The organism is Marivibrio halodurans, assembly GCF_017963645.1.
Taxonomy (GTDB): Bacteria; Pseudomonadota; Alphaproteobacteria; order UBA8366; family Aestuariispiraceae; genus Marivibrio; species Marivibrio halodurans.
Genome location: NZ_JAGMWN010000004.1, coordinates 121,552 through 145,919 on the forward strand (window position 1 = coordinate 121,552; position 24,368 = coordinate 145,919).

The 24,368-nt window shown below is 64.1% G+C and carries 24 protein-coding genes, 1 pseudogene and 1 other annotated feature; of the genes and pseudogenes, 11 read left to right on the forward strand and 14 right to left on the reverse strand.

Annotated features, from left to right (window positions below):
- Window positions 1–26: 26 nt before the first annotated feature.
- Complete coding sequence (ettA, locus tag KAJ83_RS09845) at window positions 27–1,712, reverse strand: energy-dependent translational throttle protein EttA (protein WP_210681900.1); 1,686 nt, start codon at window positions 1,710–1,712, stop codon at window positions 27–29.
- A gap of 156 nt (window positions 1,713–1,868) precedes the next feature.
- Here ettA and hspQ point away from each other — a divergent pair, with 156 nt between their 5' ends.
- Window positions 1,869–2,294, forward strand: a complete 426-nt coding sequence (gene hspQ, locus KAJ83_RS09850) for a heat shock protein HspQ (protein ID WP_281413121.1) — start codon at window positions 1,869–1,871, stop codon at window positions 2,292–2,294.
- 87 nt (window positions 2,295–2,381) lie between these two features.
- Window positions 2,382–2,476: a sequence feature (AL1L pseudoknot), on the reverse strand.
- Here the strand turns inward: hspQ and KAJ83_RS09855 are convergent.
- The 4 genes and pseudogenes from KAJ83_RS09855 to KAJ83_RS09870 all read right to left on the reverse strand — a co-directional run.
- Window positions 2,387–2,757: pseudogene (locus KAJ83_RS09855) on the reverse strand (transposase); the annotation flags it as partial. It overlaps the preceding feature by 90 nt.
- A 105-nt stretch (window positions 2,758–2,862) precedes the next feature.
- A complete protein-coding gene (locus KAJ83_RS09860) occupies window positions 2,863–3,369 on the reverse strand; it encodes a hypothetical protein (protein ID WP_210681901.1) in 507 nt (168 codons plus the stop codon).
- 762 nt (window positions 3,370–4,131) lie between these two features.
- On the reverse strand, window positions 4,132–4,392 hold the full coding sequence (locus tag KAJ83_RS09865) for a peptidoglycan-binding domain-containing protein (protein ID WP_210681902.1): 261 nt from the start codon (window positions 4,390–4,392) through the stop codon (window positions 4,132–4,134).
- Between the two features lie 184 nt (window positions 4,393–4,576).
- Window positions 4,577–5,353, reverse strand: a complete 777-nt coding sequence (locus KAJ83_RS09870; RefSeq protein ID WP_210681903.1) for a class II glutamine amidotransferase — start codon at window positions 5,351–5,353, stop codon at window positions 4,577–4,579.
- 187 nt (window positions 5,354–5,540) lie between these two features.
- Here KAJ83_RS09870 and KAJ83_RS09875 point away from each other — a divergent pair, with 187 nt between their 5' ends.
- Window positions 5,541–7,148, forward strand: coding sequence for an acyl-CoA synthetase (locus KAJ83_RS09875; protein WP_210681904.1), 1,608 nt, complete (start codon window positions 5,541–5,543; stop codon window positions 7,146–7,148).
- A 48-nt stretch (window positions 7,149–7,196) separates the two neighbouring features.
- Here the strand turns inward: KAJ83_RS09875 and KAJ83_RS09880 are convergent, their stop codons facing one another.
- The 3 genes from KAJ83_RS09880 to KAJ83_RS09890 form a co-directional block, all read right to left on the reverse strand.
- On the reverse strand, window positions 7,197–8,507 hold the full coding sequence (locus tag KAJ83_RS09880) for a diguanylate cyclase (protein WP_210681905.1): 1,311 nt from the start codon (window positions 8,505–8,507) through the stop codon (window positions 7,197–7,199).
- 84 nt (window positions 8,508–8,591) lie between these two features.
- Window positions 8,592–9,749: a GNAT family N-acetyltransferase gene (locus KAJ83_RS09885; protein ID WP_210681906.1), complete on the reverse strand. Its 1,158-nt coding sequence runs from the start codon at window positions 9,747–9,749 to the stop codon at window positions 8,592–8,594.
- Window positions 9,750–9,878: 129 nt separating this feature from the next.
- A complete protein-coding gene (locus KAJ83_RS09890) occupies window positions 9,879–10,421 on the reverse strand; it encodes an AAA family ATPase (protein ID WP_246484427.1) in 543 nt (180 codons plus the stop codon).
- 274 nt (window positions 10,422–10,695) lie between these two features.
- On the opposite strand from KAJ83_RS09890, the gene KAJ83_RS09895 reads away from it, so the two are divergent.
- The 5 genes from KAJ83_RS09895 (at window position 10,696) to KAJ83_RS09915 (ending at window position 17,004) form a co-directional block, all read left to right on the forward strand.
- On the forward strand, window positions 10,696–12,309 hold the full coding sequence (locus KAJ83_RS09895; RefSeq protein ID WP_210681907.1) for a phytoene desaturase family protein: 1,614 nt from the start codon (window positions 10,696–10,698) through the stop codon (window positions 12,307–12,309).
- Between the two features lie 203 nt (window positions 12,310–12,512).
- Window positions 12,513–12,677, forward strand: a complete 165-nt coding sequence (hemP, locus tag KAJ83_RS09900; protein WP_210681908.1) for a hemin uptake protein HemP — start codon at window positions 12,513–12,515, stop codon at window positions 12,675–12,677.
- Window positions 12,678–12,800: 123 nt separating this feature from the next.
- The gene (locus KAJ83_RS09905; protein WP_210681909.1) at window positions 12,801–15,038 is read left to right on the forward strand and encodes a TonB-dependent receptor; all 2,238 of its coding nucleotides are present in this window, start codon (window positions 12,801–12,803) and stop codon (window positions 15,036–15,038) included.
- A 65-nt stretch (window positions 15,039–15,103) separates the two neighbouring features.
- Complete coding sequence (locus KAJ83_RS09910) at window positions 15,104–15,781, forward strand: Fe2+-dependent dioxygenase (RefSeq protein ID WP_210681910.1); 678 nt, start codon at window positions 15,104–15,106, stop codon at window positions 15,779–15,781.
- Window positions 15,781–17,004, forward strand: coding sequence for a PepSY-associated TM helix domain-containing protein (locus tag KAJ83_RS09915; protein ID WP_210681911.1), 1,224 nt, complete (start codon window positions 15,781–15,783; stop codon window positions 17,002–17,004). The genes KAJ83_RS09910 and KAJ83_RS09915 overlap by 1 nt, the downstream gene beginning before the upstream one ends.
- An 84-nt stretch (window positions 17,005–17,088) precedes the next feature.
- Here the strand turns inward: KAJ83_RS09915 and KAJ83_RS09920 are convergent, their stop codons facing one another.
- A complete protein-coding gene (locus KAJ83_RS09920; RefSeq protein ID WP_246484428.1) occupies window positions 17,089–17,430 on the reverse strand; it encodes an HNH endonuclease in 342 nt (113 codons plus the stop codon).
- A 56-nt stretch (window positions 17,431–17,486) separates the two neighbouring features.
- Complete coding sequence (locus KAJ83_RS09925) at window positions 17,487–18,149, reverse strand: hypothetical protein (protein ID WP_210681912.1); 663 nt, start codon at window positions 18,147–18,149, stop codon at window positions 17,487–17,489.
- Between the two features lie 268 nt (window positions 18,150–18,417).
- Between KAJ83_RS09925 and KAJ83_RS09930 the strand changes: the two genes are divergently transcribed.
- Window positions 18,418–18,639, forward strand: a complete 222-nt coding sequence (locus tag KAJ83_RS09930; protein WP_210681913.1) for a DUF1127 domain-containing protein — start codon at window positions 18,418–18,420, stop codon at window positions 18,637–18,639.
- A 577-nt stretch (window positions 18,640–19,216) separates the two neighbouring features.
- Here the strand turns inward: KAJ83_RS09930 and KAJ83_RS09935 are convergent.
- From KAJ83_RS09935 to KAJ83_RS09945, 3 genes are all read right to left on the reverse strand, one after another.
- Window positions 19,217–19,480: a hypothetical protein gene (locus KAJ83_RS09935; RefSeq protein WP_210681914.1), complete on the reverse strand. Its 264-nt coding sequence runs from the start codon at window positions 19,478–19,480 to the stop codon at window positions 19,217–19,219.
- On the reverse strand, window positions 19,477–20,184 hold the full coding sequence (locus KAJ83_RS09940) for a hypothetical protein (protein WP_210681915.1): 708 nt from the start codon (window positions 20,182–20,184) through the stop codon (window positions 19,477–19,479). The genes KAJ83_RS09935 and KAJ83_RS09940 overlap by 4 nt, the downstream gene beginning before the upstream one ends.
- A 407-nt stretch (window positions 20,185–20,591) precedes the next feature.
- Window positions 20,592–22,046: an NAD-dependent succinate-semialdehyde dehydrogenase gene (locus KAJ83_RS09945; RefSeq protein ID WP_210681916.1), complete on the reverse strand. Its 1,455-nt coding sequence runs from the start codon at window positions 22,044–22,046 to the stop codon at window positions 20,592–20,594.
- A 181-nt stretch (window positions 22,047–22,227) separates the two neighbouring features.
- Between KAJ83_RS09945 and KAJ83_RS09950 the strand changes: the two genes are divergently transcribed.
- Complete coding sequence (locus KAJ83_RS09950) at window positions 22,228–22,518, forward strand: DUF3572 domain-containing protein (RefSeq protein ID WP_210681917.1); 291 nt, start codon at window positions 22,228–22,230, stop codon at window positions 22,516–22,518.
- Window positions 22,519–22,588: 70 nt separating this feature from the next.
- Here the strand turns inward: KAJ83_RS09950 and KAJ83_RS09955 are convergent, their stop codons facing one another.
- A complete protein-coding gene (locus tag KAJ83_RS09955) occupies window positions 22,589–22,774 on the reverse strand; it encodes a hypothetical protein (RefSeq protein ID WP_210681918.1) in 186 nt (61 codons plus the stop codon).
- A gap of 212 nt (window positions 22,775–22,986) precedes the next feature.
- Here KAJ83_RS09955 and KAJ83_RS09960 point away from each other — a divergent pair, with 212 nt between their 5' ends.
- The gene (locus KAJ83_RS09960; RefSeq protein ID WP_210681919.1) at window positions 22,987–23,781 is read left to right on the forward strand and encodes a thymidylate synthase; all 795 of its coding nucleotides are present in this window, start codon (window positions 22,987–22,989) and stop codon (window positions 23,779–23,781) included.
- A 25-nt stretch (window positions 23,782–23,806) separates the two neighbouring features.
- Window positions 23,807–24,355, forward strand: a complete 549-nt coding sequence (locus KAJ83_RS09965; RefSeq protein WP_210681920.1) for a dihydrofolate reductase — start codon at window positions 23,807–23,809, stop codon at window positions 24,353–24,355.
- Window positions 24,356–24,368 lie beyond the last annotated feature (13 nt).

The window sequence follows — 24,368 nt, forward strand, 5'->3', positions numbered from 1 at the left end:
CCTGCGCTCCGCCCTATCACGCGGCCCTAGCGCGTCATCCGGCGGTACTTGATCCGCGTCGGGGTCGACGCATCCTCGCCCAGGCGGCGCTTGCGGTCGGCTTCGTAATCCTCGTAATTGCCCTCGAACCAAGTGACCTGGCTGTCGCCCTCATAGGCCAGGATGTGGGTCGCGAGACGGTCGAGGAACCAGCGATCGTGGCTGATCACCACCGCGCAGCCGGGAAAGGTGGAGAGCGAATCCTCCAACGCGCGCAGCGTATCGACGTCCAGGTCGTTGGTCGGTTCGTCGAGCAGCAGCACGTTCGCCCCGGATTTCAGCATCTTGGCGAGATGCACCCGGTTGCGCTCACCGCCGGAAAGTTGGCCGACCTTCTTCTGCTGGTCCGCGCCCTTGAAGTTGAAGGAGCCGACATAGGCGCGGCTCTGCACCTTGCGCTTGCCGAGTTCCAGGATATCGGCGCCGTCCGAGATTTCCTCCCAGACATTCTTGTTGGGATCGAGGGCGTCGCGCGACTGATCGACATAGCCGAGCTTCACCGTCTCGCCGACGCGCATGGAGCCGCCGTCCGGCTCCTCCTGACCCGTGATCATGCGGAACAGCGTCGTCTTGCCCGCGCCGTTGGGGCCGACCACGCCGACGATGCCGCCGGGCGGCAGCTTGAAGCTCATATCCTCGAACAGCAGCTTGTCGCCATAGGCCTTGGAGATGCCCTCCGCCTCGATCACCAGATCGCCGAGCCGTGGGCCGGGCGGAATCACGATCTGGGCGGTCTGGTTCGCCTGCTCGGCGTCCTGCGCCTCCTGGACCAGCTTCTCGTAGGACTGGATACGGGCCTTGGACTTGGTCTGGCGCGCGCGGGCGGAGGCGCTGACCCACTCCCGCTCGGCGGCGATGTTGCGAAGGCGAGATTCCTGCTCCCGGCCTTCCTGGCGCAGGCGCTTTTCCTTCTGCTCCAGCCAACTGGAATAATTACCCTCGTAGGGAATGCCGCGCCCGCGGTCGAGTTCGAGAATCCAGCCCGTCACATTGTCGAGGAAGTAGCGATCGTGGGTGACCATCACGACCGTCCCGGCATAATCCGCCAGGAAGCGCTGCAGCCAGGCGACGCTTTCCGCGTCCAGGTGGTTGGTCGGCTCGTCCAGCAGCAGCATGTCGGGCTTCGACAACAGCAGGCGGCAGAGCGCGACGCGCCGCCGCTCCCCGCCGGAGAGCTTCTCCACCGACCAATCGCCGGGCGGACAGCGCAGCGCGTCCATCGCCACCTCGACCTGTCCTTCCAGGTCCCAGGCATCGGCGGCGTCAATCTTCTCCTGCATCTCCGACTGCTCGGCGATCAGGGCCATCATCTCGTCGTCGTCGGTGACCTCGCCGAGCTTCATCGACACTTCGTTGAAGCGATCCACGAGGTCCTTCAGCTCCTGCATGCCCTCCATCGCGTTCTCCGCGACGGTCTTACTCTCGTCGAGCTGGGGTTCCTGGCGCAGATAGCCGATCTTCACCCCGTCCGCAGCCCAGGCCTCGCCGGTATATTCGGTATCGATGCCGGCCATGATGCGCAGCAGCGTCGATTTACCCGCGCCGTTATAGCCGAGCACGCCGATCTTCGCGCCGGGCAGGAACTGAAGATTGATGTCCTTCAGCACCTCCTTGCCGCCCGGATAGGCCTTGCCCAGCTTATTCATGCCGAAGACGTACTGATAGGAGGCCATGGGCTCGCTTTCCGTTTGCTTGACCATTGAAATGGAACGCGCGCGAAGTCCGCGCTGCGCGCGGGTTGTAGCCGATGACCGCCCCCCGCTCAAGCGCCGCCGCCGGAATGCGCGCTTGCCCTTGATTTTCCGGCCCGGACGTCCGATTTTCAGGGCATGATGGATGATCGCAACGATACCCAGACCCGGCGCGCCGACGCGCAGCATCTCCCCCTCGTGACCGAGGCGGAGGAAACGCGCGAGGATGCCCCCCTGTTCGCGGAGGCGAAGTTCCCGATCGGCCTGCCCGTGCGGCATCGGAAGTTCGGCTTCCACGGCGTCATTTTCGACGTCGATCCGGAATTCGACAATACCGAGGAATGGTATCAGTCGATCCCGGAAGAGGTGCGTCCGCGCAAGGACCAGCCCTTCTATCATCTGTTCGCGGTCAATCCGCAGGACGAGAGCCCCTATATCGCCTACGTCTCCGAGCAGAATCTGGAGCCGAGCGCGGATGACGAGGGCCCCTTCCACCCCGCCGTCGCCGAATATTTCGACGGCATGGAGGAAGGCCGCTTCGTCCTGAGGCTCGCGCTGAACTGAGCGCGGGCCGAAGGCGCGCCACGCGACTCGCCGTTTCCCTCATTATCGGTTGGATGATTTGGTTCAGGCGAGTCTTGGTCCCGCCACCGGGTCGGCTCGACCCCGGACTCTGGCCGGTGATCGTCAATGACGACGATCATCGCTTGAGTGGGCAGGCGAGTTCCGCCTGAGCGAAATATGTCGATGCCTTACGCAGGATCTCGTTCGCCTGCCGCAGCTCACGGTTCTCCCGTTCCAGAGCCTTCATCTTCTCGGCAACGTCGCTCGGCACGCCCGCCACGACGCGGCTGCCGGTCTCGGCCTTCTTGACCCACTCCGACAGCGTCGAAGGCGCGCAGCCGATCTTGGCCGCAATAGAGGTTATCGCCGACCACCGAGACGGATACTCGTCTCAATGCTCCCTCACCATCCGAACGGCTCGCTCGCGCACCTCAGGTGAAAACTTGTTCGTCGTCTTGCTCATGATGGCCCCTTCGTCTCAGGAGTTGGGGCCTCCGGCAATCCCGGGGCGGTTCATCCAGACAATCACAAATATCAATTATAGTAGAATACGACAGAAACGATTAGACTACGTACTCTCTACGCTGATGTTTCCTTGCAGTGCTCGAATTTCTGATTTGGAGTGTTGATCGATAGTTCTATTCGCTAATTTGTCCGCTTTCTCCTCAAAGTCTGATAGATTTATCTTGGATAGCTCCACAACATCTTTCCAACAATGAATGGCGTTACCAAAAGACAATACAACTGGTCGCAAACGGTGTATTTCCTCCCGCTCTGGGTCTAGGTCTATTTCTTTACCTCTAAGTGATTTTGCTTGCCGATAGCAAAGATCTATTTCCTCATAAAACTGCATAACTCTCGCAGTAATGTCGGGGAGCAAGACACCAAAGTGCTCCACCAAAGCTTCGTAGGCACTAATACTTGGTTTCGGAGAATTTTCGTTCAACTCCAACCAATAGTCCTTGTTGTCGGTCTTGGATTGTTCAGAAAGGAAAAAGCCATGCTCGGCGCGGGCCACGTCGGGTCGAAGCTTTTTTATGTTGGCCGCCATTTCCATTACGGTGGCACGCAGCATGCGTTCCGCCTTCTGCTGCTGACTCTCCACATAGAAGGTGCGAGCGTTTCTGAGCCCTCGCCATGTCGCGAAGTAGACGGCTAGAAACGGAACGACTACCGCAGCCCCGGTTCGAACCCACTCCAAGATGCTTATGTCTGAGCCAGCGTCTGCCATTGCCCTACTCCCAATTGCGTTCCGTGTCGGTTACCAGAGTCGTTGGGCAGCAGGAAGGTGTCCCTACAACAGTGTTTTTATGTAAATTTTGGCCATAGAAAAACGCCGCAAAAGCGACGTCCATTTTTGCCGCTAGCAGGCGGCTCTATTCGGAGTCATAGAGCGTGCTCGTCTCGCGCCGCAGCTGGAACTTCCCGCAAGAGATCTCCGTCTTGGTGACACGGTGGAGCGGTCGGCCCCTCCCCTGCCCAAACAGAGACTTCAGGAACGTCCAGACAACGCGAAGAACGACCCAGCCCTTCTCAAGAAGGTCTGTCACGGTCCTTATCATTTTTTTGTGGAAGTGCTGCTATTTGCAGCTACTGGAACAGGCTCCGTACGGACGGGCAGCTACGAAAATCCGTATGCCCGTACCTTCTTCACCTTGCATTAAGCGTAGCAAGTAAGCGGCCACCTGTCCACAGGATTCTACGCACAGTACTAAAACGTGCATTGTTGACGTACAGGAGCCGACTGAAGTGGTCCCGGAAATCCGGACAGGTCGCTAAGGTGTATCCCGAAGCTATGAGAGGGATACGAGATGACGAAGCGCCGTTCATTTACGGATCAGTTTAAGGCGAAGGTCGCTCTTATCGCTCCAAGTTGCGCCGCCGCCTGGATCATCGGTTGGATGATCTGGTTCAGGCGAGTCTCGGTCTCGCCGCCGGGAAGGGAATAGCCATCGTGGGCGAGGCCGAAGTCGCGTTGGAAACCGGAGAGGCCCCAGGTCAGGTCCTCGTCCACGCCCGGGTCGGCCGCGCGGGTCCTTTCGGGCGGATAATGCCCGGTCCAGGACAGCGCGTTCTTGAGCGCGATCACATCCCGCACCCGGTTCGGCTGATCCCGGCCCACGCCGGTCGCGAGCGCGAGGGGAGGGGATCGGGGCTTTGTCCGGGGCGACTCGGCCCGCCGCTTCCGGTGGTCCTCGATCCGCCGCGCGAGACTGCCGGGGCCCGAGAGGGGTCGCATTCGAATAATCACCACCCTCCCCACTTTTCCGGGGGGAAGGGGGCTATACGGCCAGCGCCTCGACATGCGCCGCCCTGTCCGGCCCGTCGATCAACAGGCTGCCCGGCGGCAGGGCGGTCCAGGTTTCCACCGCCTCGTCCAACGGTTCGGAGACGACGGTCAGCCCCTCCTCCGACCGGCGGTAGTAGAGGCTGGGCGGGGCTCCGGACGGGCCTTCGGCGGTGCGCAGGACGTAAAGCGTGCGGCCGTCGCTGATCGCGGCCGTCGCGCTCAACGTATCCGGACGGTCGCGATCCACGCCCAGCGCGTTCACATGGGCGACGGCCCGCCGGATTGCCCCGGGCGCGTCCGCGTCCAGCCCCAGGCTCAGCATCAGCAGGAACAGCGCCTCGCTGTCCGTCGTCCCCAGGCGGGCATTGTAATAGGGATCGTCCAGCGCCTCGTCGAGCGGGCGGCGCAGGCTCTCATAATCCCGGATCAGGCCGTTATGCATCATCATCCATCGCCCATGCCCGAAGGGATGGCAGTTCGGGCGGCTGGTCGCCGTGCCGGTCGAGGCGCGCACATGCGCGAAGAACAGCGGCGAGCGGATGGCTCGCGCGATGCAGCGCAGATTGGGGTCGCTCCAGGCCGGCAGGATATCGCGATAGAGCCCGGGCTCCGTCTCCTCCCCGTACCACCCGACACCGAAGCCGTCGGCATTGATCGCGCTCTTGCCGAACTGCGCGGCACGGCTTTGATCGACGAGGGAGTGGATGGGCTCATAGACCAGACTGTCGAGCCGGATCGGGCGGCCCCGATAGGCGATCCAACGGCACATGGGTGAAACACCTGGCAGCTTGGTTGCGACGCGGCGGCCAGCAGAGCGCGCCCGGCGGCCGATGGCAAGCGCCCTCGCGCCTTCCCTCCCCTCGCGCCACTCCCCTCGCCGCGAAAGGGTCGGCGCGATTGCCCCCCTGCCGCCCCACGCATAGGCTTCCCCGAAACAGGATTTGAGGAAACGCCCCATGCTGACCCGCGCCGCCGACTATCGCGCCCTCCGCGACGGTTTCCGATGGACGATTCCGGAGCGCTACAATATCGGCGTCGACTGCTCCGACAAGCATGCGCCCGACCGCCTCGCCTTGATCTACCGCGCCGGCGACGGATCGGTGACGCGGTATAGGTTCGGGGACCTCTCCAACGCCTCGAACCGGGTGGCCAATCTGTTGACGGCGAAGGGGATCGCGCGCGGCGACCGGGTGGCGGTCCTGCTGCCGCAGGCGCCGGAGACGGCCTTCACCCATCTGGGCGTCTACAAGGCGGGGATGGTGGCGGTACCGCTCTTCACGCTGTTCGGGGAGGAAGCGCTGGAATACCGGCTCAAGGCCTGCGGTGCCCGCGCGCTGGTCACCGACGCGGCCAGCCTGCCGAAGATCGCGGCGATCCGGGACCGGCTGCCGGATCTCGACCTCGTATTGTCGGTAGATGGAGCGGGAGACGGAGCGGAGGATTTCCACGCCCTGATGGCGCGCGCCTCCGACCGCTTCACGCCGGTCGATACCGGGCCGGACGATCCGGCGCTGATCATCTTCACCTCCGGCACGACGGGACAGCCCAAGGGGGCGCTGCATGGGCACCGCGTATTGCTGGGGCATTTGCCGGGGGTGGAACTGCCGCAGGAATTCTTCCCGGCCGAGGGCGACCTGTTCTGGACGCCGGCGGATTGGGCCTGGATCGGCGGGCTGATCGACGTCCTCCTGCCGAGCCTGCATCACGGCGTGCCCGTCCTGGCCCATCGCGCGGGAAAGTTCGACCCGGAGGAGGCGTTCCGCGTCCTCGCCGATTTCGGGGTGCGCAACGCCTTCATGCCGCCGACCGCCCTGAAGCTGATGCGTCAGGTGCCCGACCCGGCGCGCCACGGCTATAGGATGCGCTCCATCGGCAGCGGCGGGGAAACCCTGGGCGAGGAACTGCTGGCCTGGGGGCGGGAGACCTTCGGTCTGACGATCAACGAGTTCTATGGTCAGACCGAATGCAATCTCGTGCTCTCCAACTGCGCGGGGCTGATGGATGTGCGTCCGGGCTCCATGGGACGCGCGGTGCCGGGCCACCGGGTCGGCATCGTGGACGCGGAGGGACGCGAACTGCCCGACGGTCAGGACGGCAATATCGCCGTCAAGGCGCCGGACCCGGTGATGTTCCTCGGCTATTGGAACAACGCGGCCGCGACGCGCGCCAAGTTCGCGGGCGATTGGCTGCTGACCGGCGATACGGGCCGGCGCGACGACGACGGCTATTTCTGGTATGTCGGACGGGACGACGACGTCATCACCACCGCCGGCTACCGCGTCGGCCCGGGCGAGATCGAGGATTGCCTGATGGCTCATCCCGCCGTCGCCATGGCGGCGGTCGTCGGCGTGCCGGACCCGGTGCGGACCCAGGCGATCAAGGCCTTCATCGTGCCGGCGCCGGGGCACCTCCCCTCCGACGAACTGGCGGAGGCGATCAAGGCGCATGTCCGCACCAAGCTCGCCGCGCACGAATACCCGCGCATCGTCGCCTTCGTGGATAGCCTGCCGATGACGGCGACCGGCAAGATCATACGCCGCGAATTGCGGGCGCGGCACGAGTGAGCGGCGGAGACATCCCCCGGCCGCGAACCGCGATCGCGCCACTACGGCTCAAAGCGCGCGCATCCCGTCATGGTCGTGCATGGCATCGCGCGAGCCATATTCCACGGCGCCGGCCGGCACCACCCGGTCGCGACCGGCGGCCTTGGCCCGATAGAGCGCGCGGTCGGCCGCATCGGTAAGACGTGCGCTATCCTCCGATCGCGGAAAGGCGGCGAGCCCGGCGGAGAAGGTCACGTGGAAGGTACCGCCCTCGTGATGTTGTGGCATCTCGGCGAAGGCCACGCGGATTTCGTCCAGGACCGGCAAGGCCTGCTCAACCGACGTGTCCGGCAAGGCGATCGCGAATTCCTCCCCGCCATAGCGCCCGATGACGTCCGAGACGCGCAGCCTCTGCTTCAATAGATGCGCCAGCGCGCGGAGCACCCGATCCCCCGCCGGGTGCCCATAGGTATCGTTGACCAACTTGAAATGATCGAGATCGAGGATGCAGAGCGTCAGCGGCCGGTCGGTTCGCTTCATCCGGGCGAGATCGGCCGCCAACCGTTCCTTCATGGCGGTATGGTTGAGCAGCCCGGTCAGGCTGTCGCGCAGCATCGTGGCCCGCAACGCCCGGAAGCGGCGGGCGCGATTGGCTACCGCGCTGACGAGGTTGTCGGCGCGAATCGATTTGGTCAGGAAATCATCGCCGCCGATCCCCATCACGCGCTGTTGGATCGTGGCGTCATCCTCGGCGGAGAGGAAGACGATGGGAATCGAGTCGAACGCCGCCTCCTGGCGGATCACCGCGGCGAGTTCGCGTCCCTGAATCTCCGGCATGTAATGATCCATCAGGATCAATTCGGGGCGGAAGTCCGCCAGATACCGTATGACCTTCATCGGGTCGTTCAGCACCATTACCTGCATACCGGCCGCGCGCAGGACGGCATCGTAATATTTCGCCATGGTCACGTCGTCATCGACGATCATCACGCGATAGGGATCGGCCCGGACGCCACGCTTCAGGCTCTCCAGACGCTCGACCAGACCGAGCGCGTCGAGCGGCGGCGTTAGATAGGCCTCCACCCCGGCGCGAACCGCCTCTATGCGCGCGCGCATAGAGGCATCGTCGGCGATCACGGTGACGGCGGGGCCGGACGCGGCGGCGAGATCGCGCACGGCGTCCAGGACGGCGCCGTCCTCCTTCCCGCCACGCAGGCGGACGATGACATGGCTCGGGGAATCCCGCCCGACACACGCCCCCAGCGCGGTGGCATCTGCGATCGCAGTCACGCGATACCCGAAGGGTCGCAACAATCCGTCGATTTCATCCGCGACGCCGCCCAACGGATCGAGCAGAATCAAAGATGGTTCGTCCGACATCGCCACGCGCCCCCCACCGAGAATCCCGCCCCGTTTTAGCCGACGGCCGCTTCGATCGGCAAGCGGGGGCCGCGGAGACGAGACTTACCCCTGCTTATAGGGAGAGTGGCGGGCCAGCAGGTCCCGGATATGGTCTTCCTGGCCGGTCTCCCCCTCCAGGAAACGCGCGACCGCCTCGCGAAAGGACGGGTTAGGCAGGAGATGGGCCGAACGCGTCTCCACCGGCAGATAGCCGCGCTGAATCTTATGCTCCCCCTGGGTGCCGGCCTCGACCCGGGCGAGCCCATGGGCGATCGCGAAATCGATGGCGCGATAGTAGCACAGTTCGAAATGCAGGAACTTGAAGTCCCCGACACAGCCCCAATTGCGGCCGAACAGCGCCTCGCTTCCCTTCAGGTTTAGCGCGCCCGCGACCGGGTCTCCGTCCCGATAGGCCATCATCAGCACGACACGCTCGCGCATCCGCTCCTGCAGCAGATCGAAGAAGGGGCGCGTCAGATAGGGGTCGCCCCATTTCCGATCGTAGGTATCGACATAGAAGCGGTAGAAGACATCCCAATGATGGGGTTTCAGGTCATCGCCCGTCAGGGCCTCGATCGTAAGGCCGGCTTCCGCCACCTGACGGCGTTCCTTGCGGATTGCCTTGCGCTTGCGCGAGGACAGCGCTTCCAGGAAGTCGTCGAAATCCCGGTAGCCGTCATTGCGCCAATGGAACTGATGTCCCTTGCGGATCAGGAAGCCGGCCGCCGCCAGCACCTCCGCCTGATCGGGCGGCAGGAAATTGACATGCAGGCTGGAAACGCCGTGACGTTCCGTCAGTTCCACGAGCCCGGCGGCCAAGGTCGCCTGTACGCCCGCGCGGTCCGTGGCGGCCGCGGCCAGCAGCCGGGGGCCCGTCACCGGCGTGAAGGGTATGGCCGATAACAGCTTCGGGTAATAGCGTCCGCCCGCGCGCTCATAGGCATGGGCCCAGCCATAGTCGAAGACATATTCGCCCATGCTGTGCCCCTTGAGGTAACAGATCGCCGCCCCCTCCAGCCGGCCCGTGTCGTCGCGCAGCAACAGATGCTGCGGCAGCCAGCCGGTCTCGGGACAGACGGACCCGCTCTCCTCCAGCGCATTCAGGAAATCATGGCAGACGAAGGGATTCTCGGACCCGGCGCAGGCATCCCATTCGGCGCGGTCGATCGTGCCGAGACTTTCCACGACCTGAACCGCGCGGGGTTCTCCGCCGTCGGGCATGTTCACGCTCCCTTGCCTGAGTCACTGCCTAAGTCACTGCCTAAATTCCGGCCTAGGCCCCTGGGACGGGACCATTGCGCTCCTTTCAGATGTCGCATCGCAACATGGCTTTCAAGGGCGCGGGCGCGGTCAATAACCCCGCAACCGCGCGAGGATGAATTCGGCGCGCGCCTCGATCCCCACCAATGGCAGTTCGACGATCCGATAGCCAAGCCGGCTGTAGGTTTCGGCCATCACTCGGCCGGTCGCCTCGGCCTCCCGCCGGTCCTGCTTGCGCTCGGCATCCTGCGAGAAGATCGCGTCCCAATATGGCGCGAGAAAGACAAGTTCATTGTAGGGATGAAGACGCGCCGCCGCCTCGACATGATCCGGAACGGGCAGCCCGCATAGCGTGAGATAGCCGACGACATCGGGTATGCCGCGATCCATCAGAACAGGCGCCTCGAAGGCCGAGGCCTCATGATGGGAGCGCAGATCCCACGCCAGCATGAGCTCCGCGAACATGGCCCGATCCGACCAGGGCAAGGCCGTGCCCCCTATCGCCATCTGATATTGGATGATCGCCCGACCGGCCTCCGGCATGCTCCTATAGCCTTGCCGCGCCACCTCCGCGATCACGCTGCTTTTCCCGGAGCCGGGGCCGCCGGTCACGACGAACATGTGCTCGCCCATGTGCCATCCTCGATCTTCTTGAAAAGGGAGTACGCGCACGGCCCGGCCGATGGGCGGGTAACGCGATCGCGCGATGACGAGGTTAACCGAAAATGCAGATGCGCGCACCGTACTCGGGGCCGCCAAATCCCGGATCGGAAATCCGGCCACATCCTGGGCAGATCCGCGACGCATCCCGCAACGGGTCCTCCGCCGGAATGCGCCCCCGCTTTTCCAAGCGGGGCGCAAGCGCTAGAAGACGCAAGGCGCATTCATCGACGGCAGGGGGACAGCCATGACGACCCAGCAGGCGGACGCGATCGTCATCGGGGCGGGGCATAACGGGCTCGCCTGCGCCGGCTATCTGGCGCGCGCGGGGCTGAAGGTACATGTGGTCGAACGCGCGGGTCATATCGGCGGCGCCGCGCTGACGGAGGAATTCCATCCGGGCTATCGCAATTCCGTCTTCTCCTATCTGGTGAGCCTTCTGGACGCGCGCGTGATCCGCGATCTCGCGCTCAAGGATCACGGGCTGGAGCTTATCAAGCGTCCGGGCGGCAGCCTGCAGGTGCTCGACGGCGATCACATGTACCTGCCGCGCGACCCGGCGGCGGCGCGCGCGGCACTCGCCCGTTTCTCGGAGAAGGACGCGGGGCGCTTCCAGGCCTTCGAGGACATGCTGGAGCGCTTCGGCGATCTGGTCCGCGCCTTGGCGGCGGAACCGCCGCCCAATTTCGGCGGCGGCATCGGCGATCTGATGACCCTGCTGGGCACCGCCAACCGGATGCGCAAGCTAACGGTCGAGGATCAGGCGACGCTCGCCGAACTGATGACCATGTCGATCGGCGATTTTCTGGACCGCTGGTTCGAAAGCGACCCGATCAAGGGCCTGTTCGGTTTCGAGGGCGTGATCGGCAATTTCCAGGGCCCGTACGAGCAGGGGACGGCCTATGTCCTGCTGCATCACGTTTTCGGCCAGATCGACGGGCAGACCGGCGCCTGGGCCTATGCCAAGGGCGGCATGGGCGCGATCACCCAGGCGATGGCGGGCTTCGCGCGCGCCAAGGGCGCCGTGATCGAGACCGAGGCCGAGGTGGTCGAGATCACGCGCAAGGGCGGCCGGACGACCGGTGTCCTATTGGCCGACGGGCGGCGGATCGAGGCGCCGGTGGTCGCCGCGAACTGCCACCCGCGAATCCTCTATGGCCAACTTCTGCCGTTGGAGGAGGCGCCGGACGCCTTCCGCGCCAAGGTCGGTCACTGGCGCTCGGAAAGCGCGACCTTCCGGATGAACCTGGCGCTTTCGGAACTACCGAAATTCGACACCGTGCCGCACGACGATACCGGCCTGACGGCGATGCAGAACACGATCGATATCTGCCCGTCCCTGCCCTATCTGCAGGCGGCCCATGACGACGCGCGGCGCGACGGCTGGGCCAAGGCGCCGATCGTCTCCATGTGCATCCCCTCGATCAGCGATCCCACGCTGGCGCCGGAGGGGCACCACGTCATGAGCCTGTTCTGCCAGCATTTCCGCCGCCATCTGCCGGACGGGCGAAGCTGGGACGATGTGCGCGAGACGGTCGCCGACGGGATCGTCGACACCGTCGCCGCCTATTGCCCGAACCTGAAGGGGGCGATCGTCGGACGGCAAATCCACTCTCCCCTGGATATCGAACGTCGGCTCAACATGGTGGGGGGCGATATCTTCCATGGAAAACTCGCGCTCGACCAGATCTACAGCCTGCGCCCGGCGGCGGGATATGCCGATCACCGCATGCCGCTCGGCGGGCTCTATCTCTGCGGTTCCGGCGCGCATCCGGGCGGCGGGGTCTCCGGCATTCCGGGCCGGAACGCGGCGCTCGCCGCGCTCAAGGACCTGAAGCGCGGGCGGGTGGAAAACCCCTGAAGTCATTCAAATAGCCCGTGACGCGGGCATGTCGGGCATCTCCATTCCCCCTGGCGGAGCCCCCCGGCTCCCGCCCGGGCACAACAGTTTGGAAGAAGCGGAACTTGTAAGCGATTGCGAATTACTTGCAGTCGCATTTCCGCGCTTGTATAAGGGGCTTGGATGTCGTCGAGAGTTGGACCGGCAACGCCGGTCGGGGGAAAATGCAAGACATCGATCACACGTCGCACAGTTCGCGGGAGCGGGCCATTCAACGCGTCGATGCGCGTGATTTGCTGGGGCCGCAGGGAGAGGTACGGATCATCCACAAGGATATCGAGTACCGTCTCCGCCTGACGAGCAACGATAAGCTGATCCTGACGAAATAGGATCGACCGCCGTCCAGGGGCGTGCCCTGGAGCCCATGTCCTAGCCAGCCACCCAACGCCCGCCGCGCGGGTCGGTAGCCAGCCAGTGGATTTCCATTCACGACGCTATCGAAAGGGTGAGTCATGATACCCAGCCTGCCCGCGCGCCGCGTCCAATCGGACGGATTCGCGCAACGCCTGATGACGGGGACGGCGCTCGGCGCCGCCTTATATGTCCTTTTGAGCCTGCCCGCCCACGCCCAATCGGGCGAGGCCGCGAATACCGGGTCAGAGGTGATGGAACTCCCGACCATCGCCGTCGAGGGCGTGCGCGACGACGACTATAAGACGGACAATTCCGCGTCGGACAAGTTCACGGCCCCCCTGGTGAACACGCCGAAGTCGGTCACCGTCATTCCCAAGCAGGTGATGCAGGAGCGCAACGCGGACAGCCTGGACGATGTGCTGCGCACGACGCCGGGCATCACGCTGGGCGCCGGCGAGGGCGGCGTTCCGAACGCCGATCTGCCGAATATCCGCGGCTTCGCCTCCGAAGGGAACATCTATATCGACGGCATGCGCGATACCGGCTCCCAGACCCGCGACATGTTCAATCTGGAGCAGGTCGAGGTGATCAAGGGCCCGGGCTCCGCCTATGCCGGGCGCGGTTCGACCGGCGGCAGCCTGAATCTCGTCACCAAGAAAGCCCAGGCGGACAACTTCGTCGCGGGCAGCGTCTCGGCCGGCTATCCGCTGCGCGGCCGGACCGAGTTGGACGGCAACTACGCCTTCACCGACAACGCCGCGATGCGCGTCAACCTGATGTGGGAAGAAACCGAGGTCGCCGGACGCGACGAGGTGGAGACCAGCAGCATCGGCTTCGCGCCGTCGCTCTCGCTCGGTCTCGGCCAGCCGACGCGCGCCACGATTAGCCTCTATCACCTCCAGACCGACGACATGCCGGATTACGGTCATCCCTATGACCAAGCGACCGGCCGGCCCGTCGATGTCGATCAGGAGAATTTCTACGGCCTGACCAACCGCGACTTCCAGGAAACCCAGACGGATGCCGCGCAAGTCGAGATCGAGCACGATATCGACGATGCCCTCACCGTTCGCAACGTCACCCGGTTTAGCTGGTCGGAGAATGATTATATCGTCACCAACCCGGACGACAGCGCGGGCAATGTCGCGAACGGCACGGTCTGGCGCGCGATCAAGAGCCGCAACGCGGATACGACCGTGATCACCAACCAGACCGAGTTGTCGGGCGATTTCGACACCGGCGGGCTCGGCCACAGCTTCAATACCGGCATCGAACTCAGCCGCGAGGACAGCAAGAACCGGAACTACAGCGTCGACACAGGCAACCGGGATTGCTCCGTCACCGGCATCGGCGCCTCCTCCGGCTATAACTGCACCAGCCTGTTCGACCCCGATCCGGGCGATCCCTGGGCCGGCTCCATCGCCCCCTCGACGGGGTCCTCGCAGACCAGCGTCGACACCATGTCGATCTATGCCTTCGATACGATCGAGATCGACCCGCAATGGCTCGTCAATCTCGGCCTGCGCTACGACAAGTACCGCACCGAGGCGGAAAGCAGCGGTGGGCGCGGCGGCCCCTATAACGGCAGCAACGATACCGACTTCATCAACTATCAGGCGGGCGTCGTCTATAAGCCCGCGCCGAACGGCAGCGTCTATGTCAATTACGGCACCTCCTCCGACCCGTCGGGCACGACGGCCGGGGAAGGCCGCGACAATCTCGGCTCCTCAAACGAGAATCTCGATCCGGAGGAATCCCGCAGCTACGAGGTCGGGACGAAGTGGGATCTGTTCGACGAGCAGCTCGCCGTCACCGCCGCGATCTTCCGTACCGAGAAGACCAACGCCCGGATCGCCACCGCCCCGGGACGTGGCGCCAATCAGGTGCTGGGCGGCGAACAGCGCGTCGATGGGTTCGAACTGGGCGTCTCCGGCGACATCACGGAGCGTTGGCACGTCTTCGGCGGCTATACCTTCCTCGACAGCGAGATCGTCGATGACGGTCCCAACGCCACCGACGACGGTAACGAGATCCCCAATGTTCCCACGCACAGCCTGAGCATCTGGTCGACCTATGACCTGCTCGACGATTGGACCCTCGGCGGCGGCGCCACCTATATGTCCAGCCGCTTCGGCAACACCGGCAACACGGTGGAGGTGCCGGATTACTGGCGTTTCGACGGGATGGCCCGCTATTCGATCACGGAGAATGCCGACCTGCGGCTCAATGTCGAGAACATCCTCGACAAGAAATATTACGACAAGCCGTATGTGACGCATTTCGCGACCGTGGCCCCGGGCCGCTCCGTCGTGCTGTCCACCGACTTCACCTTCTAGCCTAGCGACGATTCCCGGGGCGCCCCGCGCGTCCCGGGGGCTCGCGCGGGAGTTCCCGACCGACCATGATGGTGCGTATCCCCCGGGTTCTTACCCCCGATCAACTGGCCCAGGTCCGCGCCGCGCTGGATGCCGCCGATTGGGTCGACGGCCGGGTCACGGCCGGGCACCATTCCGCGCGGGTCAAGGACAACCAACAGATTCCGGAGGAGCACCCGGCCGCGCGCCGGGTCGGCGAGTTGATCGTCGCGGCGCTCAACCGAAACCCGCTCTTCATCTCCGCCGCCCTGCCGCAACGGATATTCCCGCCGCTCTTCAACCGCTACGCGGGCGGCCAGGCCTTCGGCAATCACGTCGACAACGCGATCCGCCAGAACCCGCATGTCGGGCGCATCCGCACCGACCTGTCGGCCACCCTCTTTCTGAGCGAGCCGGAGGATTACGACGGCGGCGACCTGGTGGTCGAGGACACCTACGGCACCCACGGCGTGAAATTGCCGGCGGGCGACATGATCCTCTATCCGGCGAGCAGCCTGCATCATGTGACGCCGGTGACGCGCGGCGCGCGCACCGCCTCCTTCTTCTGGATGCAGAGCCTGGTGCGCGACGTGGGGCAGCGGTCCCTGCTTTTCGAGATGGATCAGGCGATCCAGAGCCTCGGCCGGGATTTCCCGGATCATGAAAGCCTGCCGCGCCTGACCGCGACCTATCACAACCTGCTGCGGCGCTGGGCGGAGCCTTGATGATGTCGAGCCGGACCACCACCACCCCGACAATGAAACGCCGCCCCCGGCGGAAGGCCGATGCCCTTCCGGCCCGCACTCGGCGGTTCCTGGCCGACCTGCATCTTTGGATCGGCGTCGGGTTCTGCATCCCCTTCATCCTCCTGGGGGTGAGCGGCAGTTATCTCGTCTATCACGAGAGCTTCGACGCGCTGCTGGCCGGCGGGGGGAGCGTCACCGCCACCGACGGACCGCCCCGCCCGGCGGGGGAGATCGTCGCCGCGGCCCTGGCGGCCGCCCCCGACGGCGCGGCCGCGACGCTCCTCTTCATGCCGGATGCGCCGGGCGAGGCCGCGCGCGTGCGCGTCGGCCCGGCGGACGCCAATTTCCGCGACCCGCGCATGGTGGACATGGCGATCGACCCGGCCACCCTCGCCATCCTGGATGACGGCGATGGAGGTGGCGGCGGGCGCAGCGCGCTCACCACCCTGATGCACCGCATTCACGGCCATGCGCTGATCGGCGGCGCGGGGCGCCCGGTCATCGGCTGGCTGGGCGTCGGCATGGTGATCCTCGGGATCAGCGGCCTCGTCATCTGGTGGCCGAAACGCGGGCAATGGCGGCAGGCGCTGACGATCAAGCGCGGGGCGCGCGGCCTTCGCCTGCATCGCGACCTGCATGGCGCCGTCGGCTTCTGGTCGCTGATCGTCTTCATGGTGGTAAGCGTCACCGGCGTCTATATCGCCTTCCCCCGGACCCTGACCGCCGCCGTCTCCGCCGTGACCAGCGGATCGGTGGAGAGCACATCGCCCCTCGCCCCGCCCCTCACCCCGATCGAGGCGGTGGAGGGCGCGCCGCCGCTCGACCTCGGCCGCCTCGCCGAGAGCGCCCAGGCGGCGGTTCCGGAGGGCCGTCTGTGGCGCGCCATGGCGCCGTTTCGCCCGGGCCAGCCGACGCGGGCCTGGCTGGCCCTGCCCGGCGCGGCCGACGGCGCGCCGTCGGTGACCGTCTCCCTCGACCCCTGGACGGCCGACGTGCTGGCGATCGAGGATCCGCGCCGCTTCGACGCCGCCCGGACCATAGAGGCCTGGCAACGCCCCTTGCACGAGGGCCGGGGGCTCGGCCCGGTCTGGCGGGCGCTGGTCTTCGTCTCCGGGCTTCTGCCGTTGCTGTTCGCGATCACGGGCGTGTCGATGTGGCTGATCAAGCGCGCGCGCCGCAAGCGCTTCAAGGCGGGTGGCTGATGGCGGGCGGCTGACGGCGGGCGGCTGATGGCGGGCGGCTGATGGCGGGCGGCTGATGGCGGGACGGGCGCGCCCACGCCGCCTCTATCGCTTGCGGCGGCGCTTGGGCTTGGCGTGGCGGCCCATCGCCTCGGGCGGTTGCTTGCGCGCCCATTTGATGAATTTCGCGATCTCCGGATCGGCGCGGGCGCTTCGCGCGTCGGGCAGGTCGCGCGCCAGCGTCTTCTCGTCATGCAGGCTGTGCAGCTTCTTGTGGCACAGCCGATGCAGCCAGTCCCAGTGCCGCCCACCCTCCTTGCGTGGAATCCAGTGATGGCGGTCCACCGACGGCCCCGCGATCATCGCCCGCCCGCAGATCGGACAGGGGCCGAGATCGGTGCCCTTGGACGGGTCGTTGGGGGGCGGGTTATCGGGCGGCGCGCGCATGGGGTGGGGTTATAGCATGCCCGCCCGCGCGCTTCCGCCTCCCCCTGTTCGCGCCCCTAAAGCGCGATTTCCCGGTCGACATAGACGCGGGCGGGTGGCGGGCCGTCGCCGCCGCCCTTCTCGGCATAGAAAAGGGCGCTCTCGCCCTTTAGGCTCGTCGGCAGGATGGCGACGCGGAAGGTCAGGGCGGGCTCGGTATCCTCGGCCGTGACGACCGCCTCCTCGCCCTCCTTGACGAACCAGGCGCCGCCCGGCCGGTGCGGCGTCGTCCGCTGGCCCAGCGCGACGGAGACCGCGCCGCTCGCCAGGACCCGCAGGCTCGGCCCCGGGATGATGTGGGTCGGGTCCTCCGCCCCCGCCTCCAACGCCACGGCGTCGAGGCGCATCAGGCGTTCCTCCTCCTCCGGCAACTCGATGGTGCGTTCCATCAGAAGGCCGGTGGTGCAGCCCGCCTCCTCGACCTCCTCCGGCTGGTCGGCCGGGGCCAGTTCCCAGCGCAGGACGAGCGCGCCGTCATGCCCCGTCTCCATCCGGGTGAGCCCCATGGCGAGCGCCGCCTCGTCGCGCGCCACGGGGTCGAGGTCGCCCAGGCTGCCGCCCCCCACGCCGAGCGACCCCTCCACGCAATAGATCACGCGGTTCGCCGCCGGGGTCGCGATCTCGACCCACCCGCCGGGGGCGATGCGGTCCTCATGCAGGCTGAAACGATAGGAGGTCATGCGGAATCTCCTCGAAGGGTCGAAGGGCCGGGCCGAAGCCCGGCGGCGTGCCCCGGAGGTAGCCTTCCCAGCCGGCCGGGGCAAGCCGTCCGCCCCGCGCGCCCATGCCGGCGCCGCCCCATGCAGGCGCCGCCCCATGCAGGCGCCCCCCATGCAGGCGCCCCCATGCAGGCGCCGCAGGGGGGGCATGCAAGCATGGCGGTGGCGCACTGCCTATCTAATAGGGCAGTTACACTGCCATAAAACGAGATGAAACGGAGTTGGTCCCATGAGCCTCAATGAAGCCCTCGCCCCCACCGGCCGCGCCATCGGTCGCGCGCCCGCCGTCACCCTGGTCTCCGACCTGGTCGCCCGCGTCCGGCACGCCCGCCGCCTGCAGCGCGCCCGCGCCGAACTGCACCGGTTGAGCGACCACGACCTCGCCGACCTCGGCATCGCGCGCAGCGAGATCGACCGCGTCGTCGAAACCGGCCGCCCCCTCGGCCGCTGATCCGGTCCCCGCGACCCCAAGGCCCGCGGCACCCCACGAAAAAGCCCGCGCCCTCCGAGGAGGGGCGCGGGCTTTTTTGTTTCGGACCTCCCCCATCACATGACCGATCCCTCCAAAACACCGTCCATCAGAATTTGGTACAGATCGGTACGGTGCAGGACCAAGCCAGTGCGTGAAGTTGTGCGATTTGCTGACTTTGCCGCGCATCAGGCCAGTGACAAAGCACCAACCTAGCGCCTACGGCATTACCCATATGACTTTGTTTCCGCCGTGAGAGGGACCGCTCTAGAAACGAGAGCAAGTAATATCAATGGCTTATCAGGGTGCTGTCGCGGGCATCTCTGGCACAAGACCAGATAAATCCGATCAAGGCCGTCCTAGGCTGGCACAAATTCGTCACAACAAGGTAGTGCTAGGCGGCGAGTTTCTTCCGTTAAAGGCCTGCCTCCCTAAGGCTTCCCCTGAAATAAAAGCGCCATAAGATAAAGGTTTTAATGAGTGATGTTGTAGGCATAACTGGAATAACACCTTACTGGACAACCTTGGTCCTGACAGGCGGGGTAAAAATGGAGAAAAATCAAGTGATGTCATCTGCTCTTTCGCTGATAGTTTTTATTATGAAATCAAGTATTTCAAAAGCATATTGGATATCGGAACTTTTGTTCAAATTTAGTTTAATCTCTTCATCAACGCTCACAATAAGCGTTGCAGAATGAAGAACCGTATTCCTTATTTTATTCAATATTCTGTATCCCTTCACGGTATCCTCACCCCAAAATTCTTTACTCTCAATTCCGCTCCCAAACACATCTTTGAATGCAGAAGACGCAATTTTATTCATTGTAAATGCTTCCCACTGTTGAATTTTTCTTCTGGAATTTTACGTTTTTTAGCAGTTGAACGAATAGTTTCGTTTAAATACACTTCAAATCCCAGGGATAAATTCGCTGATGCCATTAAAAAATTGTTCTTAAGAACATAATGATTTGCATCTGCTAATATTCGTGTTGAAAGTGGAAAGTTATAACCTGATTCAATGCATGATTTGAAAAAGTTACACTGTTCAGTGGAGTATGGTTTTCTAAAATTACTAATGCCTCCGCCAGGAAACATAGCAGAAACGCTACCTTTCCGGTAGCTTTCGCTGTCAGGAGTCTTAGTCGATATATTTAACGGACCCAACTGCCATGACTCTGAAAGAGGTTGCAAAACATAGTCTTCTAAACAAATCCTTGCGCAATCAATAAGGTGATTTGATACTTTTAAAACAAAATCATTTATAAATTTCATTTTATAAGTGATTCTCTCTGTTTTTTTGTCTGGCACTTCGTCACTAAAAAACAGGGTAACTTCTGTATACTCGAAATGGTTCGTATCATCATTCTCCAGGAATGCATTCTTCGCCTCAGAAAGGCCGGGAAATGTTGTTTCTCTTTTTCGATTGGTTCTTAGCCGGACGTGCGCTCTTTTCTCATTGATTAAAATTGAGCTTTCGACGTCAATTTTTAAAGAAAATGGCATTTTATACTCGATTCTATAATCCACTATCATTCGATTTCCTCAAATAGTTTGATGGCCTATTCGGTGGCGTCTTTATCCACATAAAGTAAAACGCGCCAACAGCATTATGCATAAAGAAGTGCATTGGTTTCAATCTATAATTTTTAATCATGGCTCATTTGAGTATACCTTATCGATACGTCTCACAGTCGGCTTGCGCGACATTACGTGCAGTAGCATTTCCAAACGCAGCCACATATGGGATTCAATATCTAAAGACAGTTTCCGATGTTGAGCGCTATTTCACACTCCTTTGAATTTGAACCGCCTCCATTACAAAAAAATGCAGCCGCAGGAACACCTACGGCTGCATAGTCTGTTTCATTCGTTCGCGGCGCCGCCCCTAAATAGGGGCCACGCGCGGGCTATCGAGAATTAGTCCGTCGCGGCGATCAGATATCCCCCATGCAGAGATACTTGATCTCCATCCATTCCTCGATGCCGTATTTCGAGCCTTCGCGGCCGATGCCGGATTCCTTGACGCCGCCGAAGGGGGCGACCTCGGTGGAGAGGATGCCGGTGTTGATGCCGACCATGCCGTATTCCAGCCCTTCGGACACGCGCCAGACGCGGCCGATGTCGCGGGCATAGAAATAGGCGGCCAGCCCGAAGGGCGTGTCGTTGGCGATGCGGATCGCGTCCGCCTCGTCCTTGAAGCGCACGATGGGCGCCACCGGGCCGAAGATCTCGTTATTGAGGATATCCATGTCGGTGGTGACGTTCTCCAGCACGGTGGGGCTGTAGAAGTTCCCGCCCAGTTCGTGCGGATCGCCGCCGACGGTCGGCTTGGCGCCGGCCGATTTCGCGCCGCCGACCAGTTCCGTCACCTTGGCGATCGCGCGTTCGTCGATCAGCGGGCCGATGGTGACGCCGTCCTCCATGCCGTTGCCGACCTTCATCTTGGCGACCTCGGCCTTCAGGCGGTCGACGAATTTGTCGTAGATGCCGTCCTGCACCAGGATGCGGTTGGCGCACACGCAGGTCTGGCCGGCATTGCGGAACTTGCAGGCGATGGCGCCCGGCAGCGCGCTTTCGATATCGGCGTCGTCGAAGACGATGAAGGGCGCGTTGCCGCCGAGTTCCAGGCTGACCTTCTTCACCGTGTCGGAGGCCTGCTTCATCAGCAGCTTGCCGACCGGGGTGGAGCCGGTGAAGCCGATCTTGCGCACGATCGGGTTGCCGGTCATCTCGCCGCCGATATCGGCCGCCTTGTCGCCGGTGACGACGGAAAGGACGCCGGCGGGGATGCCCGCCTCCTCGCCCAGCACGCAGAGCGCCAGCGCGGTGAGCGGCGTCGCCTCGGCCGGCTTGATCACCATCGGGCAGCCGGCGGCGAGCGCGGGCGAGGCCTTGCGCGTGATCATCGCCAGCGGGAAATTCCACGGCGTGATGCCGGCGGTGACGCCGATCGGCTCCTTCACCGTGACGATGCGGCTATCCGCCCGGTGCGCCGGGATGGTGTCGCCATAGACGCGCTTCGCCTCCTCGCCGAACCATTCGAAGAAGGAGGCGCCATAGACCACCTCGCCCATGGATTCCTGCAGCGGCTTGCCCTGCTCCATCGTCATGATCATGGCCAGATCGCGCTGGTTCGCCATGATCAGGTCGAACAGGCGGCGCAGGATCTGGGCGCGTTCCTTCGCGGTCTTGGCGCGCCAGGCGGGCCAGGCCTCGTTCGCGGCCTCGATCGCGCGGCGGGTCTCGGCGGCGCCGCAATTGGCGACATTGGCCAGCACCTCGCCCGTCGCCGGGTTGGTGACCTTGAAGGTCGCGCCGTTATCGGAATCGGTCCACTTGCCGGCGACGAAGGCCTGCTCGCGGAAGAGTTTGGGGTTGGAAAGCTGCATTTGGGCGGTCTCCTGCCTTTCTCGTGCCGGGGCATCCCAGGAAAGTCCGGTGCGGGACCGGATCGAGGAAGGTCTTTCCGCACCGGCGGCTGGGCACTACATAGGCCGACGCACGGCAAGACGCAACTCGCCCCCCGGCACGCGAATGGGGCCAAACCGGACAGTGCGGAAGGGACAGTTCATGAACCGCGATACCGCCGAGACCATCGCCCTGCAGGCCATGCGCTTCGTCGCGGAGGACGAGGACCGGCTGGGCCGCTTCCTGGCCTTGAGCGGGATCGGGCCGGGGGAGCTGCGCGAGCGCCTGGGCGACCCGACCTTCCAGATGGGGTTGCTGGATTTCCTGCTGAACCACGAGCCCGATCTGCTCGCCTTCGCGGAGCATGCGGAGATCGACCCGACCCAGCCCGCCTGGGCGCGGCGAACGCTGGCCCGGGCGGCGGGGTTGCGGGACGAGGAAAGCTCGATCTGATCCCGACCGCGCGCCTGCTCCCGCCCTTGGCCCCGATGTCGATCCGGCACGCGGCGGGCCGTGGCGGGTATCAGCCTATGGTGACCTCGCGCTCGCGCATGCGCCACAGGCGCGTATAGGCCTCCCCGGCGGCATCGCCCAATCGCGCGGCCCGTTCCTTTTCCCGCTGATCGCGGGCATGGACGGCCATCCGCGACAGGCAGCGCGCATATTGCGCCTGCTGTTCCAGATAATTGCTGTAGTCCACCAGGATCATCGGGGTTTCCTTACGATTCGGGCCGATTCGGGCCGGACGCGCGCGCCCATCGACATCACCCTACAGTCGAATGGAGGTGATCGAAGGTGACCCCCGTCACATTCGCGTTAATTTTCGTTGGATTTTTCGTGAATCCCCGGAAATCCGGGCGCCGCGAGTCAGGGCGCGAAGCCCGGTGGACTCCCGCCCGGGACTCGCCCTAGAAAGAGCGCATGCGGCAATATCTCGACCTCCTCCGGCATGTGAAGGACCACGGCGCGCTGAAGAGCGACCGGACCGGCACGGGCACGCGCTCCGTCTTCGGCTGGCAGATGCGCTTCGACCTCGCCGAGGGCTTCCCGCTGCTGACGACGAAGAAGCTGCATCTGCGCTCCATCATCCACGAGCTGCTCTGGTTCCTCGCGGGCGATACCAACATCGCCTATCTGAAGCAGAACGGAGTCAGCATCTGGGACGAATGGGCGGACGGGAACGGCGATCTCGGCCCGATCTACGGCCATCAATGGCGCTCCTGGCCGGCGGCGGACGGGCGGACGATCGACCAGATCGCCCAGGTGGTCGACCAGATCCGCAGCCACCCGCACAGCCGCCGCCACATCGTCAGCGCCTGGAACCCCGCCGATGTGGAGCGCATGGCGCTGCCGCCCTGCCACTGCCTGTTCCAGTTCCATGTCGCGGACGACCGGTTGAGTTGCCAGCTCTATCAGCGCAGCGCCGACATCTTCCTGGGCGTGCCGTTCAATATCGCCTCCTACGCGTTGCTGACCCTGATGGTGGCGCAGGTGACGGGCTATCGGCCGGGCGACTTCGTGCACACGCTGGGCGACGCGCATCTCTATCTCAATCACCTGGAGCAGGCGGACACGCAATTGGCGCGGAAGCCCGGGCCGCTGCCCAGCATGACGCTGAACCCGGCGCGCACGGAACTCGACCAGTTCGTCCATGACGATTTCACGCTGGCGGACTACGCCCCGCAGGCGCATATCAAGGCGCCGGTGGCGGTCTGATGGCGGCGGTTGGATACGGGGTCGCATGACGCACGACGCATCGCTCGAACATCCGGTCGCCCTTGTCGTCGCCGTTGCCGACAACGGCGTGATCGGCGCCGATGGCGGGCTTCCCTGGCGGCTGCCGGAGGATCTGAAATATTTCAAGGCCGTCACCATGGGGAAGCCGATCGTCATGGGGCGGAAGACCTGGGACTCCCTGCCGCGACGGCCGCTGCCCGGGCGCCCCAACCTCGTCGTGACACGCCAGCGCGACTTCATGGCCGAGGGCGCCGAGATCTTCACCGATATCGACGCGGCGCTGGCCCGCGCGGACGCTCATGCCTCGGCAGCCGGCCTCGACGATCCGGAGATCAGCGTTATCGGCGGGGCGGAAATCTTCCGCATGACCCTGCCGCGCGCGGAGCGGCTTTACCTGACGGAGGTTCACGCCCATCCGGAAGGCGACGCCTTCTTTCCGGATTTCGATCGAAACGCCTGGCGGGAGACGGCGCGCGACGACCGGCCGGCCGCCGGGGACAATCCGGCCCATAGCTTCACCCGCCTCGCGCGGGTCGGCGCCGACGGAATGTAACCCGCCGCCCCCC

Bases quoted from the DNA above. Each gene is read 5' to 3' on its own strand.
- ettA (WP_210681900.1), bottom strand. From the start codon at position 1,712: ATGGCCTCCTATCAGTACGTCTTCGGCATGAATAAGCTGGGCAAGGCC.
- hspQ (WP_281413121.1), top strand. From the start codon at position 1,869: ATGATGGATGATCGCAACGATACCCAGACCCGGCGCGCCGACGCGCAG.
- KAJ83_RS09860 (WP_210681901.1), bottom strand. From the start codon at position 3,369: ATGCTGCGTGCCACCGTAATGGAAATGGCGGCCAACATAAAAAAGCTT.
- KAJ83_RS09870 (WP_210681903.1), bottom strand. From the start codon at position 5,353: ATGTGCCGTTGGATCGCCTATCGGGGCCGCCCGATCCGGCTCGACAGT.
- KAJ83_RS09875 (WP_210681904.1), top strand. From the start codon at position 5,541: ATGCTGACCCGCGCCGCCGACTATCGCGCCCTCCGCGACGGTTTCCGA.
- KAJ83_RS09880 (WP_210681905.1), bottom strand. From the start codon at position 8,507: ATGTCGGACGAACCATCTTTGATTCTGCTCGATCCGTTGGGCGGCGTC.
- KAJ83_RS09885 (WP_210681906.1), bottom strand. From the start codon at position 9,749: ATGCCCGACGGCGGAGAACCCCGCGCGGTTCAGGTCGTGGAAAGTCTC.
- KAJ83_RS09890 (WP_246484427.1), bottom strand. From the start codon at position 10,421: ATGGGCGAGCACATGTTCGTCGTGACCGGCGGCCCCGGCTCCGGGAAA.
- KAJ83_RS09895 (WP_210681907.1), top strand. From the start codon at position 10,696: ATGACGACCCAGCAGGCGGACGCGATCGTCATCGGGGCGGGGCATAAC.
- hemP (WP_210681908.1), top strand. From the start codon at position 12,513: ATGCAAGACATCGATCACACGTCGCACAGTTCGCGGGAGCGGGCCATT.
- KAJ83_RS09905 (WP_210681909.1), top strand. From the start codon at position 12,801: ATGATACCCAGCCTGCCCGCGCGCCGCGTCCAATCGGACGGATTCGCG.
- KAJ83_RS09910 (WP_210681910.1), top strand. From the start codon at position 15,104: ATGATGGTGCGTATCCCCCGGGTTCTTACCCCCGATCAACTGGCCCAG.
- KAJ83_RS09915 (WP_210681911.1), top strand. From the start codon at position 15,781: ATGATGTCGAGCCGGACCACCACCACCCCGACAATGAAACGCCGCCCC.
- KAJ83_RS09920 (WP_246484428.1), bottom strand. From the start codon at position 17,430: ATGCGCGCGCCGCCCGATAACCCGCCCCCCAACGACCCGTCCAAGGGC.
- KAJ83_RS09925 (WP_210681912.1), bottom strand. From the start codon at position 18,149: ATGACCTCCTATCGTTTCAGCCTGCATGAGGACCGCATCGCCCCCGGC.
- KAJ83_RS09930 (WP_210681913.1), top strand. From the start codon at position 18,418: ATGAGCCTCAATGAAGCCCTCGCCCCCACCGGCCGCGCCATCGGTCGC.
- KAJ83_RS09935 (WP_210681914.1), bottom strand. From the start codon at position 19,480: ATGAATAAAATTGCGTCTTCTGCATTCAAAGATGTGTTTGGGAGCGGA.
- KAJ83_RS09945 (WP_210681916.1), bottom strand. From the start codon at position 22,046: ATGCAGCTTTCCAACCCCAAACTCTTCCGCGAGCAGGCCTTCGTCGCC.
- KAJ83_RS09950 (WP_210681917.1), top strand. From the start codon at position 22,228: ATGAACCGCGATACCGCCGAGACCATCGCCCTGCAGGCCATGCGCTTC.
- KAJ83_RS09955 (WP_210681918.1), bottom strand. From the start codon at position 22,774: ATGATCCTGGTGGACTACAGCAATTATCTGGAACAGCAGGCGCAATAT.
- KAJ83_RS09960 (WP_210681919.1), top strand. From the start codon at position 22,987: ATGCGGCAATATCTCGACCTCCTCCGGCATGTGAAGGACCACGGCGCG.
- KAJ83_RS09965 (WP_210681920.1), top strand. From the start codon at position 23,807: ATGACGCACGACGCATCGCTCGAACATCCGGTCGCCCTTGTCGTCGCC.